Source organism: Skermania sp. ID1734 (genome assembly GCF_007489285.1).
Lineage (GTDB): Bacteria > Actinomycetota > Actinomycetes > Mycobacteriales > Mycobacteriaceae > ID1734.
In genome coordinates, this window is sequence record NZ_VLIY01000007.1 from 111,044 (window position 1) to 125,362 (window position 14,319).

Genomic DNA, 14,319 nt, shown 5'->3' on the forward strand with positions numbered 1-14,319 from the left:
TCTGCAGCCGCGAGCGAAGCGCGCCCTGGTTCTTTCTCAGCGGTAGCGTGGCTCGACTCAGACTGCTCCAGCCGCCAATGCTGCACGCCAGCCGCAGTATTCGCTGATGTCCTTGGCTCGTGCCGCGGCTGCGGCGTCACATCCGAAAGCGGTGACCCAGTTCCCATCATGCAACTCGACCGCGCCGAGTTGCATGGGCGCCGGCAGCGCAGCGAGGAAGTGGCCCAACGCCGCCGGGGAAAGCAGCCAGCGCTCGCCGAGCACGCTGACGCCGTTCTCGCCGTCGGGGCAGCGGGTGACTGCCGGTTTGGGCGGGTCGGTGTCCAACGCGCCCAGTCGATAGCGCGGCGCGGTGGAGACCTCCCCGGCCCAGCGCGCGCCGAGACCGGTGAGCTGATGCGCGAGCGGCTGCCCGAGCAGGTGGGCGCCGAACACCACGAGCTCGGAGGTCGGCGCGACGGCGGTCGGCCACGCCGGTTCGGGCGCGGTGTCACCGGTCAGCATCGCGGCGATGTCCAGGGCCACCGCGTCCTCGAACGCCCGGGCCAGCACGGTGACGCCGAATTGCGCAGAGCCCGCGGTCCCGGCGGGCACCGCAACGCCACACATGTCGAACAAATTGCAGAAGTTGGTGTAGGTGCCCAGTCGCGAATTGACCGCAACCGGATTTGCATCGACTTCCGCGATCGTGGGATGGCATGGCACGGTAGGAACCAGTAGGGCGTCCGCCCCCGCGAGGCTGGCCATGGCGACGGCGTGCAGCCGCTCGAGTTCGGCCAGATCGGAAACCAATCGATGAGCGGGAATGTCCTTGGCTCGTCGAATGATTGCACCCACGATCGGATCGATCGAGGGCGACGCGCGGTCGATGAATTCCCCTACCGCGGCATAGCGCTCGGCAACAAGCGCGCCGTCGTAGAGCAATCGTGCGGCTGCCAAAAAGGGCTGCTCATCAACGCGAACAATGCGGGCCCCAGCGAGCTCGAGGGCACTCACGGCACCGTCGAACGCCGCGCGCCAGTCGTCGTCGAGGTCGGGCATGTTTGCGAAAACGGCGACCACCGGACGCGGTGGCGCAGCGAGCCGGACATCGCTGGGCAAGTGTCGTTGTGGTGCACCCGCGGCTAACACGGCCATCGCGCGATTCGCGAGGGTCAAGTCCGCGGCGAAGATGCTCACACAATCGTAGGACCGGCACGCTGGGACGACGCCGTCGGAAGACACCACCCCGACGGTCGGTTTGATTCCTACGATGCCTTGCAGTGCAGCGGGTACCCGGCCCGACCCGGCTGTGTCGGAACCGATCGCGATGTCCGCGCTGCCCTCGGCGACCGCGACAGCCGAACCGGAACTCGAACCGCCCGAGATGAATTCGGATCTGCGACTGTCCGTCACGACGCCATAGGGTGAACGGGTTCCGACGAGCCCGGTGGCGAACTGGTCGAGGTTGGTCTTGCCGACCACCACCGCTCCAGCCGCGGTCAACGCCGCGACCGCCGGGGCATCACGATCTGGAAGGTAGGCGTAGTCGGGACATCCGGCGGTCGTCGGCAGCCCCGCGACGTCGACGTTGTCCTTGACCGCCAGCCGTAGCCCGGCCAGCGGGCCAGTCGCAGTCGCGGCGTCGGCGCAGACATCCAATTCTGGTCGGCGGTGTATCCAGACGGTCATGCGCTCACCTCGACCAGATCCCCGGCTGCGCTGTCGAGTTCGCCCGCGTCGCGCCACGCCTGCCGTTCGGCGTCGAAGGCGCGCCGCTGACGGGTACGGAACTCGGTGATGGATGTTTCATTGTCACCAAGGAATTTCCGATATCCGGCTAACGAGAATTCGCCGTCCAGAATCTTGACTTCACCCGTGCCGCGCGCCATGTCCGCCCGCAGATCGAGCAGCTCCTCCGCGCTTACGGGATACCAAGAGATTCTGTCGAAATAGCGTAGCAGCCACGGCGTTCCAACCTCGAAGGGATCAGATGACCTGGGGTGCAGATGATTCCACACCTGAGTGGTCCGCCCGACGAACTGGTAACCACCCGGTCCCTCCATGCCGTAGATGCACAGATAGGCGCCGCCGATGCCGACCGCATTCTCCGGCGTCCAGGTGCGCGCAGGGTTGTACTTAGTGGTGACGAGTCGGTGGCGGGGATCGGTCGGGGTGGCCACCGGTGCGCCGAGGTAAACATCGCCCAGTCCCAGCACCAGGTACTCGGCTTCGAAGACTGTGTCGAAAACATCAGCGGTGCTGTCTAAACCATTGATGCGTCGGATGAACTCGATGTTCCACGGACACCACGGGGCGTCCGCGCGGACGCCGTGCATGTATCGCGTGATCGCCTCGCGCGTCGCCGGGTCGTCCCAGGACAGTGGCAGGTGTACGGTGCGGCTCGGCACCACCAGGTCATCGATGGCCGGCAGTTCGGTTTCTATCTCGGTCAAAGCAGCCAGCAGGCGCCGGATCGGAAGGAGCTGCGGGTCTACGCGGATCTGCAACGAACGGATCCCTGGATTGAGCTCGACGATGCCGTTGAGCGGCTGTGCCAGCAGGTGCTGGTGCAAGGCGTTGACCCGCGCACGAAGCCTGAGATCCAGTGTCATTTCCCCGAATTCGATGAGTACCCCGTCGTCGCCCGCACGACGATAGGTCAGTGCGGTGGCGTCGTCGAGTTCGCTGCGGCGCAAGATTCCGTCGTCGTTGTCGCCGCCCGCCGACAGGACGATCGGTAGGCTCGCGCGCCGGTCGGTGCCGAGGCTACGCAACGGCGCGGCATGATCGGCCCGGACCGGAACAAATCGCACCCGGTCGCCGGGCGCCATCTGAGCGAGCTTCCATTTATCCGCTGCGACAACGGTTACCGGGCAGACGAAACCGCCCAAACTAGGCCCATCCGGACCGAGCAGGATCGGGGTGTCACCGGTGAAGTCGAGCGCTCCGATGCTGTAAGCGGTGTCGTGGATGTTCGACGGATGCAGTCCCGCCTCACCACCGTCGCGCCGCGCCCAGTCGGGCTTCGGCCCGAGCAGGCGCACGCCGGTGCGGTCGGAATTGAAATGCACCTCGTAGTCGGTGCCGGTTATGGTCGTCATGTCGGCGCGGGTGAAGAACTCCGGCGCGCCGTGCGGACCTTCGGTCACGGCCACCTCCCAGCGCCGCGCGATCACCGGTTGGCTATCTAGCGGCACACCGCCGGCACCCGCGGCGGCGCCAGTGCCGATTACCAGCGAATCGTCGGTCTGCAGCGTTCGTCCGGCATGGCCACCGAACCGTCCTAGTGTGAAGGTGGCTGCGCTGCCGAGGTATTCATCGACCTCGATGCCGCCCGCGATAAGAATGTAGCTGCGCAGGCCGGGCCCCACCGCTGGCCCGACCGCGAGCGTTCCGCCAGCGGGCACCAGCAGGTTGCGCCACTGCGGCGCTCGGTGCCCGTTCACTGTGACAGGGGCCGGAGCCCCGGTGACGCACACCCAGGTCGCCTGCTCGAAGCGCAGCGTCGGTCCGGTCAGCGTGCATTCGAGTCCCGCCGCACCTTCGGGATTGCCGAGCGCGGTGTTGCCGAGCCGAAAGGACAAGTCGTCCATCGGACCTGAGGGCGGCACCCCTACATGCCAATAGCCGATGCGCCCCGGCCAATCCTGCACGGTGGTAAGCATTCCCGGCTGAACAACTGTGACAGTACTCATCGCGAAATCACCATCCGAACCGGCGTCGGGTCGAAGCCGTTGCAGGGGTTGTTGATTTGCGGGCAATTGGACACCAGAACCAGGGTGTCGATCTCGGCGCGCAGCGCCACCCGCTTGCCCGGAGCCGATCTGCCGTCGACGATGCCGAGAGTGCCGTCAGGTTCGACCGGGACGTTCATGAACCAGTTGATGTTGGACACCAGATCGCGTTTGCCGAGCCCCCACCGGGCGGCCGCGACCAAGAAGTTCTCCACGCACGCATGCTGATGCGCGGTGTGGTGGCCGTAGCGCAGTGTGTTGGATTCTAGCGAGCAGGCGCCGGCGATCGTGTCGTGATTTCCGACGTCGTCGGCGACGACTGTCATCAACGGTGTGCCGGCGTCCGTTCGCAAGACAGTGCCGGTCGTCAGAAAGATGTTGCGCTGCGCGGTGATTGTGGCCTGGGCACTGTACCGGTCGGCGTGATCGGCCGCCGAATACAGCAGGCAGTCCACCGCCTGGTTGCCGTAAAGGTCGATGATGTCGAGTTGCTCGCCGGCATGCACGACGGCCGACCACGGCGCGCAGGCCCCAACGACTTCGTCGAGCACGATCTGCGTGGGGATTGTCGCGGTCACGCCATGCTCCAGTTCTGTGCGGCCGCCCATGCGCTTTCGGTGTTTTCTACTGCGCGTTGGTATTCGGGATCGGTGTTGGGCAGCTGGGTGAGGGTCGCGGGCTCGCCCCAGGCGACGATGTCGAGTGGGGTAGTCGGCGTCGGGTCTAGCGGATGCGGCGCGTTGGCCAACAGGACTATCAACGGCAGGTGGACGATCAGCTCGACATATGCTCCGGCGCCGCGTCTTCCGAGCACATCGAGCGATCCGTCGGATCCGACGTGCACGCCGCGGAAGAACGAGATCGTGGGCCCAACCTCGCGCGGCCCGAGGCCATGTTTGGCGGCGCCGCGGGTTAGCAACGCTCTCCCGGATGCCGAGGCGCCGCATAGCGTGTCGTGCTGGCTCGAGGTATCGGCAACAATCGTGGCGAGCACGCGCCCCTGATCGGAAAGCAGTGGGTGGCCGACGCCCAGGTAGGCCTGCCACGGCACTTTCACCGTGTCGGCGACATTCAATCGCTCCCAAGGTGCTTCGGCTCGCAAGACGATCAGATGTGCGCATCCGCGTCCCTGCGGGTCGGTCAATCGGAGCTTCGTGCCCCGACCAAGAACCCTTGTGGCGTAGCCGTCTGCGGGGATCTGCTCAGCCCAGGTGACGGAGTCCGGATCGACACCGGCGGGGGGAGCGGGGACCGACCAGTCAGCGTTTGCGGCTTGAGCGCGGGCGTGGTCGCGGGCGCCAATCGTGGAGGCGGTGTTCATCATTGGGCCCCTTCGAGCGAAATTGCGTTCAGTGGCCGACGACGTAGCGCTCCGTGTACCACGACCCCAGAGAGCAGTGAGGCGAGCACGAACAGCGGTGCGGCCCACAGCATCCACCACGAGCCACCGTTCGGCGTGTAGATCTCCGGCCGCGGCCATGCGAGGTTCACCACCATCGCGATGCCCCAGACGACCGCGATCGCGTTGATCGGTATGCCGAGCGCGCCGAGTGCAAACAGTTTGGTGCCGTCCGTGCTCAGCTCAGGCTCCTGCTTGGGCCACCCGCGTAACCGGCGCACCAGCAAGGGCACCGTCACCAGTAAGTAGGCGAGGTAGAGCATGGTGATGCAGACGCTTGCCAATGTCGCGAACAGCGCGGCGTTACCCAGATTGATCGCCAGCAACCCGATGCCTAGAACTCCGATGACCACGGCAGGCCAAGCCGGCGTGCCGAACCTCGGCTGCACGGCAGCAAGATACTTGGCTGCGGGCAGCTTTCCGTCGCGTGCCATCGAGAACATCAGCCGGGATCCGGCCGTCTGAATAGCCAAGGTGCAAACCGCGATCGCGACGGCAACTGTGCACAGCAGCAGCGTCCCGAACGGACTGTCGAGGCGTGAGGTGATGACGTAGGCGAGTCCCTCGCTCGCCAGCCGGCCGTCGCTGAGGCTCGGCGCGGCCATCAGCGCACCGATGAGCATGAGGCCGCCCCCGAGGGCCGACGCCGAGAGCGCGCTGATGATCGTCCGGGGCGCGACGGCGCGAGGGTTCTTGGTCTCTTCGGAAAGCTCACCGGCAGAGTCGAATCCGACCATGACGTACGCGGCCATCAGGCCGGAAACCAAGAATGCTGCCCAATATGGCCCGGGGGCGGCGTAGTTCGTCTGCACCACGACGCCCGGTCCGCGATCGGCGCTGCCGAAGAACACACCGATCACCGCGATCACGCCGACGATTTCGCACGTCACGCCTATCGAATTGATTCGGGACATCACATCGATACCCACGACGTTGACGATTGTGGTCAGTATCAACAAGATCGAGCCGAGTAGCACCGCATTGGCCGCGCCGGAGGTGGATGTCAGCGCCGGGTCGGTTCCGATGATTTGGAACCCGCTCCACACCGACGGCAACACCACCTGCAGCGCGATCGCGGCCGCGGCGGCGGTGACGATCTGCGCGATGATCATGAACCAGCCGGCGAACCAGCCGACCAGCTCACCGGCGAGGCGTCGCGACCATTGATAGATGCAGCCGGAAATCGGGTATCGCGCAGCAAGTTCGGCGAAGTTGAGCGCGACCAACAATTGGCCGACGAACACGACCGGCCAGGTCCAGAAGAACGCTGCCCCGCCGAACGAGTAACCGAGACCGAAGAATTGGAAGATCGTGGTCAGGATCGAGACGAACGAGAATCCCGCGGCGAAGGATGCGTATCTGCCGAGCTTGCGGCGCAGTTGTGGTTGATACCCGAAATGGGCGAGGTCAGCGCTGTCGGCATCGGTGGCAGACGACTGTGTGGTGACGGCGGCGGGCAGGGTTATCGGGGGTGCGCTCACGAAGGGCTCCGGTCGTCGAAGGCGGATTACCTGTCGCTTGAAAGTTTTCCCGGGTCCTCGACCGTTGCGGTGACGCTGATGTATCGCTCTGGTGGCCGCCGGTAACTTCTGTGTTGCCAGCGTTTCTGTCGAGTGACAGAAATCTCACTGCCGCGGGTTCGGACACTGCGCAGGGACTAATGCCAGAATGTCGCCGTGGCGAATCCCGGCCCCGGCCGACCTCGACTCGAGCAGCAGCGGCGACCCGGAACGACCCCGCGCGCCGAAATTCTTGACGCCGCAGCCGAACTCTTCAGCGAGCACGGCTACGCCAACACCTCGACCCGGCGCATCGCGGACGCGGTTGGGATGCGGCAAGCCTCGCTGTACCACCACTTCGCGACCAAGGACGACATTCTCGATGCGCTCTTGAGCGAGACGATCGCCGAACCGCTGGAATTGGCGGGCCGACTGGTGGGCGACACCGAGGCGCCGGAAATTCGGTTGTATGCACTGGCTCAGTTCGATGTCGCGCAGCTGTGTGCGAGCCATTGGAACCTCGCGGCGCTGTATCTATTGCCCGAGGTGCGGACCACCAGGTTTGCGGCCTTCCGGCAGCGCCGCGAGGAACTTCGGGGCCATTACGCCAGCCTCGCTCGGGACGTAGTCGCCGCCTGTGACGGCGTAGCGGACGCGATCACCTTGCCGTTTCGGCTTGTCGAGACGGTGGTCAACATCCGGTCGGACGACGGAATGGCTCCTTCCGACGCCGAACGCACGATCGCCGAGGCGGCCCTTCGTGTTCTCGGGTGGTCCGGCGACTTCGCCGATGTGCGGCGTGGAGCAAACGCGGTGATCGGCCGGCTGGCCAGGTAGTTGTCTGGTTCACATTGGATATTTACTGCGCGCAATTAGCGCGTGATGTGCCACAAGATGACGTCGTGCACGTGCCGGGACTTGTCGGCGCCACGGAAATCGGCTACATGGACGTTGGATCCGGCGTCGATGGCGATGCTGCCGCTGGAGAAGAACTTGCCGGAAAAGCTTTTGTTGCTCACCACTGACACCGACCGGATGTTCTTGTACGGGACTGAGGTGATGGCGACTTTGTTGCCGACGAAACTCTTGTCCTGCAGGATCACCCTGCTGCTTGTCAGGGCGACGAATCCGGTTCCGGTGCCGATGCAGTCGTAGACCGCGAGGACCGTTTCTCCTTGGAGCAGACCACTTTGAATCTGCGCGAGCTGGTCGGGGCGGTCATAGACGGGTTGGGGGTTCGTCATCAGGTTCAGGCCTTTGGTTGTTCGGTGGCGTTTGCTTTGCTTGGACATTACCGAGGTCGGTGACAAGGCTGTGCAGAGGTGCGCGCATCGAGCTCTCGAATCCCGACGGAATTGGCAAGCAGACTTCTTTCGACCATGATGCTTCCATCTATTGGGCGCCATCACCCGGCGCCCACGAAATGGGCGGTGCCATCGGCGCGAAATGGTGTCGACTCGGCTGCGAGCGCGTCCTTGGATATCCGACTGCTGATGAGCTGACCAATCCACGTTGCCGTTGCCGTCGAAGCCGCAGGTGAACCCGGGTTGTGCTGCGCAAAGGGCCTCCATGGCACTCGTCAAGCGCATTACTCCTGTTACCAAAGTGATAGCTGATGAGCTTGTTCATTTGCGTCTCGTGTGAAAAGGATAGGTAAAGAACGGCCCTCAGCGGGCTTCGCTGAGTGACGACCACCAAATTTCTCTGGGGGATCACGACCATGGATAACTTGCGGTTACGACGAGATCGCGCAACCCAGCGCTGGATCGCAGCCGCTGCGGCCATCGGCAGCATCGTCGGCGGTTCTGCGGCTGTCGCCTCCGCCGCTCCAGAATCCGAAACGACAACTACGACGTTGTCGGTGCCGATACCAACGAGCGCACAGGTTTCAACGACAGCACCGCCAACACCGGTGACTAGCCCAGATCGCAGCGGCGCACTTGAGTCCACTTCTGCGCAAGCGGTACCACCCCGGATTACGAAGGCGACGAAGCCTCCAGTCGCAACCAGTCCTGAGACTCGGTCGATGGTGATGCCCGCGCCAACCACTTCGAGTCCCGCTGCCGTGCCAGGCGGAAAGTGGAAACCGACGCAGAACCCGAAGTCGAAAATCGTTCCAGGACAAATGCGGTCGGACCGCGAGAAAGTGCCTGGCGGGTTCAGCAAGGCTGATGCCGACAAAGCCGAAACCATGGAAGCAGCACTGCAACCGCAAAGCGGAATGATGTCACCGATGGTCGCGCCCGGATGCCAGGTGTACTGGCCGTCCCCGTACGAGGTGTGCGGCGCTATCCGCGATAAGTACAACTCGCTTGGCGGTCCGAACAGCTTTCTGCTGTGGCCGACCAGTAACGAGCTGGTCAATCCCGATGGATTTGGACGGAGAAGCGTCTTTCAAAATGGACCCATCTACTGGTCGGCATCCAGCGGCGCGCACCCGGTGGTCAACCACTTCTTCGCATGCTGGCAGCGCAACGGCTGGGAAGCTGGTGTCCTCGGCTACCCAACGACCGATGAGATTGTCAACCCTGACCCGGTTGCGCCAATCGGGCGGCGCCAAGTGTTTCAGGGCGGCACCATTTACTGGAAGCTCAACGAGGCTTACTACGTAGCTGGAGCCATCCGTGACAAGTGGGGCCAAACTGGTTGGGAGCAAGGATTCCTCGGCTACCCAATGAGCGACGAAATCAAGCTGCCCGACGGCCGAGGCCGGATGAACAGGTTCGAAAAGGGAAACGGCGTGATCTATTGGTCACCGACGACCGGTGCATGGCCGGTAATTGGACCGATCCTGGAAAAGTGGGCTGCGGCTGGCTACGAACGCAGCAGTTTTGGCTATCCCATCGGTGATCAGGTAAGCCGAGACGGCGACGTCACTGTGGAGCAGAACTTCGAGCACGGAACGATTACCGCGCCCGGGCCGAAAACAGCCGAGCTTGCACAACTGAGCGTCTACCTGACGGCGAACGATGTTCTCGCACTCGCACAACGTATCGCGCAAACAGGTTCTGCCACCGTCGTGGACTTCATCGAAGATGCTTTGGACGAAGCACGACGATCAATGATCATCCTGGCAGGAGACCCGAATCCCGGCCAAGACACGCCACTACCCGAGCCACGTGGTGCTGGCGACATCTTCTTCTCCGAAGCGGCTACCTACCGCGTGAGTCATGGCCACAACGGAATCTTCATCTCGAAAACGCATTCTGTCGAGGCGCTCAACCCTGAAAAAGGGGTGCGTGAGGTAGACAACACGGCGGACGGGGGCAGAATCATGAAGAGTCCGCAAATGATGTGGGTGAATACGTCCAGCGGCGTACGTGCAAAGGCTGTCGAGTTCGCCCAAAACAGAGTCGGTTTCCCGTACAACTCCAATTTCCTTTCCAACAAGGACATCCAGGGAAACGATCCCGGATCGCCGGGCTACAACTGTTCCTCACTCGTGTGGGCTTCGTTCAAATGGGCTTCTGTCAACACGCCGGGGTGGAACGGCGACCTTGACTTGAACGGTGACGGCGGTTGGGGTGTGTATCCGCGAGACATTCTCAAGTCATCCTGGGTCACGAAATATCCATGAGACTCGCCAGTGAATCGGTGAACCAAATGACTAGACGGGCCAGACGAATAAATGAAAAGTCGCGCCTACTGCAGCTTGCAGCGCTTGCGGCCAGCTGCAGCGTCGCCATAGGTTGTACATCGCAAAGCCAGCCCGGAGATCAACCGATCCTCGACACCTTCCCGCGCAAGCTATAGGGATTGTGTCAGTTGGTCCAAGCCAGCCGCCCATTATGTCGAAGCAGGACCACACTTACATTTATGCATTCGATAAAGATGGCCTACCCATTGGAAAATTGCAGGGTGGAGCAATTTACGACAGTCAGATCTTGGCATCGAAAAAGGCTGTCGTCACGACTGCCTCCGACTCAGTCACGAGACTAACGACGACTTCAAAAGCGGTCACAGTGGTCGATGAGGATATGGTCCAGGCCGCTGTAAATGACCCCGCTACCGGCCGGGCGTCGATTTGGTTCAACAGCGGTGTCATAGACGGACGTTATTCGACCAGATTCGTCGCAATCGACACCGACGCTAAGACTAACCGAGGATTAGTCCCCGGCATGGTGCTCGCCGCTGGCTACTGCAGGGAACGCTTGTTCGTCATATCGGAGGACCGCAAAGCTACACAGGCCACGCCATCGTACCGAACTGTCCTATACGAAATTTCGCCGGCCGGGAAGGTCGTGGCCCGTGGCGACTGGGACTACCCCGAGGACTTCAGACCCGCGACCCGGAGCATTCCGTGCTCGCCCGACGGAAAAACGTTGTCGGCTCTCTACGCCTCGCACGAAGCGCGATTATCCAACTCTGGCGATCCCGGCCTGTCACTGGTGCGGATACATACAAGGGACGGGGCCAGAACGGAATCTCAACTCGACATGCATGGATTCAGCTGGCGTATATCGCGGGGCTCACTGATCGACGCAGGTGATCGACTGATCTGGGCCACAATCTATGGGGATATCCTCTCCGTGCCATCGACAGGCTCAAACAAAGTCTTGCTCAAGTGGCGGCTTCCCGCGAACCATCTTGAAAGCAGAATCGATCTCACTTCGACGCATGTCGCCCAGATCGACTATCGCGAAAAGCCGACTTACACAACCTACGATCTTGCCACCGGACAGCGCCGATTCGGTCCCATTGATCTGCCGTGGCTGAAACCCATTGTTCGGTCGACCACCGAGAGCGGAGAATCCACATACACAATCACTGATGTCGCGGCCATCAACAATTGAAGTGACTAGTGATTGCGGCAATGGAGGGCAACTGTGCTCTATTGCGCACGACCTACCTAATTGATCATGTACGAGTTGACCTATGGCTTTGCCATGCTTGATATCCCGATACCGCGATCGCACCGGCACCTATCGGCACGAAATAAGCCCAAACCGCAAATACTGTGTCGACAGCCGGTACCGCGGCAATCGCCAGAAGAAGCAGCGCGATAGCCGAAAACCACGACCACCCACGGCAAATCCGCAGAGCGGGGAGAGCGCAGAAGAGTACCGGGACAGCAAGCAGGGCAATTAATTCCGGACCATAGTGGGCGAAAATTGACTCGCGACAAGCATCGTCAGCGTTCACAACCTCACACGAGGAAATTTGGTATCGCGGCTCGGACGCAACGAAAACGCTCCATGTCCCACATGCCAAAGCCAACAGCAGCCAAGCCACGCGCGTTGATCCCATACAGCAATCACACCACATCCAACTAAACCGTAGCGCTGGTCGTTGCGACCACCGCGATAAAACGAGGTCGGTCCAGCGGAATTCGACAGTGATGGGCCAGGCGGTCTTGACAAAGTCAGATGACCCGCGTTCCAGCACCGATGTGCGTGCTTGTCAGCCCAACGGGATGACGTCCTTCACCCGCGAGTGCTTTGAACTCGCCCACCGCCGGAGGACCTGATTCAGGATAGGCGATTCTGCTCGACCGGGCGGCGGCCGTGGTCGATGAGGCGTCACATCCGACGAGCGATACGAGCACACCGTGGTCGAGGAGCTCCGGACCTGCCGCTATCTGGAATCGGCCACCAACATTCTGCTGGTCGGCCCACCCGGCACCATTGCTGGACGCCGACCAAGACCGACTCGATACGCACTTTGTGGCCAGCTCGGTCTGGCGCTGACCCTTGCGCCAATAAGTGTGTATAGCGCATACTGTTAGCGACATATACCGTATTGAAGGGTTGGTGCAGGATGCGACGTACATCTGTTCTGATTTCTGGAGCCAGCATCGCGGGCCCGGCACTCGCGTATTGGCTGCACCGCCACGGCTTCGAGGTGACAGTGGTCGAACGGGCGCCGAGGTTGCGTCCCGGCGGACAGGCGGTCGACATCCGTGGCGTAGCGCGCCAGGTGGTCGCGTCTATGGGCTTGCTCGAGAACGTTCGCGAAACCGCGCTGCACCAGCACGGGCTGTCCTACGTCGATGCGTCGGGCAAGGTTTTGGCGCGCCTGTCGGTGGATGCTTTCGGTGGCGACGGCATCGTCTCGGAAATCGAAATCTTGCGCGGTGATTTGAGCAGGGTCCTCTTCGACGCTACGGCGGGAGAGGTGGAGTACCTGTTCGGAGACACCGTCACCGGCCTCGAGCAGGATGACGACGGCGTCACCGTCAGGTTCGAGAACGCGGGAACTCGACGGTTCGGATTGGTGATCGGGGCGGACGGTCTGCATTCGGCGGTCCGGCAATTGGGATTCGCTCCGGATTCCGAGTGCGTGCAATCGCTGGGCTGCTACACAGCGTGGTTCACGGCACCCGCCGCGCCGGACCTCGACGGTTGGTTCGAAATGCACAACATCCCCGGCGGTCGGGTGGCCTCGGTCCGGCCAGGCCGGCTGGACACCGAATGCAAAGCGAGTCTGAGCTTTCGCGAGCACAGCTCCTCGATCGCCGTGCGTGACCCCGCCGAACAGCGCCGGGTGATCGACGAGCGGTTCGCCGGAGTCGGGTGGCGGGTGCCTTGGCTGCTGGAAGCGATGCGCACGGCCGACGATTTTGCGTTCGATTCGATGGGCCAGGTCCATCTGGACCGCTGGTCGTCGGGACGGCTGGCGCTGGTCGGCGACGCCGGATACTGTCCCTCGCCGCTTACCGGACTCGGCACCAGCCTGGGCCTGGTCGGCGCCTACATTCTGGCCGGCGAACTGTCCCGCGCCGAAGGCCACGCCGCGGCGTTTGCGCGCTATGAGGAACTCATGCGGCCCTATGTTGCGCGTGCGCAAGAGCTTCCGCCGGGCGGGGTGCGCGGCTACGCACCCAACAGTCGCCTGGCCATTAAGTTGCAGACGGCGTCGGTGCGGTCGTGGACGCGCTGGCCGATGCGGCCCATTCTTGCCCGCGTCTTCGCCAAGGCCGACGCCATCGACCTACCCAGCTACGATTGCGCCGTTGGCCGATCGGAAGTGGGTGGGGATGTCGTCGGGTGCTGACCGACTGCCCAGGTCGATTGAATTGCTCTGGGGCCGTGACGAACCCGGGAGTCGTGGCCCCAAACGCGGACTGACGCTGACCCAAGTGGTCGACGCTGCGATCGACCTCGCCGACAAGGAGGGCTTTGCGGCGCTGTCGATGGCCCGGGTCGCCGAGCAGGTCGGCGTGACCACCATGGCGCTGTACCGGTATGTGGACACCAAAGACATCCTCATCGAACTTGTCTCCGACCGCGTGATCGGGCCGCCGCCCAAGATTGCCGTCGGCAAAGACTGGCGTCGCGGATTGCAGCAGTGGGCCACAGCGGAATACGAGGCGATCAAGAAGCATCCGTGGTGGCTCGATATTCCGCTCACCGCACCGCCGCTGGGGCCGAACAACACCGCATGGCTCGAGACCGCGATCGCCGTGTTCGATGAGACCCCCGTATCGGAACCCGTCAAGGTTCAGATGGTGCTCAATCTTTCGTTGTACGTGATCAGTCGTGCGCGGTTGCTGCGCGAGATGTCGGCAGGTGCTGATGCCGACGATGCGTATCCGACGGTGCTGCAGTCGATCATCGATCAGGAAACCTTCCCGGCGTTGACCCGCGCCATCGAGGGCGGCGCCTTCGACACCGATCGGCAAGCCAACTGGGAAGACGCCGATCTCCGATGGGGTCTCGAACGGTTGCTCGACGGCTACGAACGTTTCGTCAACTAGAACGTGTTG

The 14,319-nt window shown here is 62.7% G+C and carries 12 protein-coding genes; 6 read left to right on the forward strand and 6 right to left on the reverse strand.

The window, feature by feature from the left end; genetic code table 11:
* Positions 1–57: 57 nt before the first annotated feature.
* Genes atzF through FOS14_RS10685 form a run of 5 tightly spaced genes read right to left on the reverse strand, consistent with a single transcriptional unit; the run spans position 58 to position 6,596 of the window.
* Entirely contained in the window at positions 58–1,671 is a 1,614-nt protein-coding gene (atzF, locus tag FOS14_RS10665; protein ID WP_143770296.1) for an allophanate hydrolase, read from the reverse strand.
* Positions 1,668–3,677 carry a 5-oxoprolinase/urea amidolyase family protein gene (locus tag FOS14_RS10670; RefSeq protein ID WP_143770297.1) on the reverse strand — a complete coding sequence of 670 codons (2,010 nt, stop codon included), beginning with the start codon at positions 3,675–3,677 and terminating at the stop codon, positions 1,668–1,670. The genes atzF and FOS14_RS10670 overlap by 4 nt, the downstream gene beginning before the upstream one ends.
* The gene (locus FOS14_RS10675; protein WP_370512204.1) at positions 3,674–4,294 is read right to left on the reverse strand and encodes an urea amidolyase associated protein UAAP2; all 621 of its coding nucleotides are present in this window, start codon (positions 4,292–4,294) and stop codon (positions 3,674–3,676) included. Before FOS14_RS10675 ends, FOS14_RS10670 begins: the two co-directional genes overlap by 4 nt.
* Positions 4,291–5,037 carry a DUF1989 domain-containing protein gene (locus FOS14_RS10680; protein ID WP_143770301.1) on the reverse strand — a complete coding sequence of 249 codons (747 nt, stop codon included), beginning with the start codon at positions 5,035–5,037 and terminating at the stop codon, positions 4,291–4,293. The genes FOS14_RS10675 and FOS14_RS10680 overlap by 4 nt, the downstream gene beginning before the upstream one ends.
* Complete coding sequence (locus FOS14_RS10685) at positions 5,037–6,596, reverse strand: amino acid permease (protein ID WP_370512205.1); 1,560 nt, start codon at positions 6,594–6,596, stop codon at positions 5,037–5,039. The genes FOS14_RS10680 and FOS14_RS10685 overlap by 1 nt, the downstream gene beginning before the upstream one ends.
* Positions 6,597–6,791: 195 nt before the next feature.
* Between FOS14_RS10685 and FOS14_RS10690 the strand changes: the two genes are divergently transcribed.
* Positions 6,792–7,451: a TetR/AcrR family transcriptional regulator gene (locus FOS14_RS10690; RefSeq protein ID WP_143770303.1), complete on the forward strand. Its 660-nt coding sequence runs from the start codon at positions 6,792–6,794 to the stop codon at positions 7,449–7,451.
* Positions 7,452–7,486: 35 nt separating this feature from the next.
* On the opposite strand, the gene FOS14_RS10695 is transcribed toward FOS14_RS10690, so the two are convergent.
* The gene (locus FOS14_RS10695) at positions 7,487–7,858 is read right to left on the reverse strand and encodes a PH domain-containing protein (RefSeq protein WP_143770304.1); all 372 of its coding nucleotides are present in this window, start codon (positions 7,856–7,858) and stop codon (positions 7,487–7,489) included.
* Positions 7,859–7,917: 59 nt separating this feature from the next.
* Here FOS14_RS10695 and FOS14_RS25485 point away from each other — a divergent pair, with 59 nt between their 5' ends.
* The 5 genes from FOS14_RS25485 (at position 7,918) to FOS14_RS10725 (ending at position 14,310) form a co-directional block, all read left to right on the forward strand.
* Positions 7,918–8,154 carry a hypothetical protein gene (locus tag FOS14_RS25485; protein ID WP_221936692.1) on the forward strand — a complete coding sequence of 79 codons (237 nt, stop codon included), beginning with the start codon at positions 7,918–7,920 and terminating at the stop codon, positions 8,152–8,154.
* A 486-nt stretch (positions 8,155–8,640) separates the two neighbouring features.
* Positions 8,641–10,191: a hypothetical protein gene (locus FOS14_RS10705; protein ID WP_255450237.1), complete on the forward strand. Its 1,551-nt coding sequence runs from the start codon at positions 8,641–8,643 to the stop codon at positions 10,189–10,191.
* Between the two features lie 211 nt (positions 10,192–10,402).
* Positions 10,403–11,407, forward strand: coding sequence for a hypothetical protein (locus FOS14_RS10710; RefSeq protein ID WP_143770306.1), 1,005 nt, complete (start codon positions 10,403–10,405; stop codon positions 11,405–11,407).
* Positions 11,408–12,371: 964 nt separating this feature from the next.
* Positions 12,372–13,607: an FAD-dependent monooxygenase gene (locus tag FOS14_RS10720; RefSeq protein ID WP_143770308.1), complete on the forward strand. Its 1,236-nt coding sequence runs from the start codon at positions 12,372–12,374 to the stop codon at positions 13,605–13,607.
* Positions 13,567–14,310, forward strand: coding sequence for a TetR/AcrR family transcriptional regulator (locus FOS14_RS10725; protein ID WP_255450238.1), 744 nt, complete (start codon positions 13,567–13,569; stop codon positions 14,308–14,310). The genes FOS14_RS10720 and FOS14_RS10725 overlap by 41 nt, the downstream gene beginning before the upstream one ends.
* The last annotated feature ends 9 nt before the right edge of the window (positions 14,311–14,319 follow it).

Excerpts from the sequence above, each read along its gene's own strand:
- atzF (WP_143770296.1), bottom strand. The coding sequence starts at position 1,671 with ATGACCGTCTGGATACACCGCCGACCAGAATTGGATGTCTGCGCCGAC.
- FOS14_RS10670 (WP_143770297.1), bottom strand. The coding sequence starts at position 3,677 with ATGAGTACTGTCACAGTTGTTCAGCCGGGAATGCTTACCACCGTGCAG.
- FOS14_RS10680 (WP_143770301.1), bottom strand. The coding sequence starts at position 5,037 with ATGAACACCGCCTCCACGATTGGCGCCCGCGACCACGCCCGCGCTCAA.
- FOS14_RS10695 (WP_143770304.1), bottom strand. The coding sequence starts at position 7,858 with ATGACGAACCCCCAACCCGTCTATGACCGCCCCGACCAGCTCGCGCAG.
- FOS14_RS10705 (WP_255450237.1), top strand. The coding sequence starts at position 8,641 with ATGGTGATGCCCGCGCCAACCACTTCGAGTCCCGCTGCCGTGCCAGGC.
- FOS14_RS10710 (WP_143770306.1), top strand. The coding sequence starts at position 10,403 with ATGTCGAAGCAGGACCACACTTACATTTATGCATTCGATAAAGATGGC.
- FOS14_RS10720 (WP_143770308.1), top strand. The coding sequence starts at position 12,372 with ATGCGACGTACATCTGTTCTGATTTCTGGAGCCAGCATCGCGGGCCCG.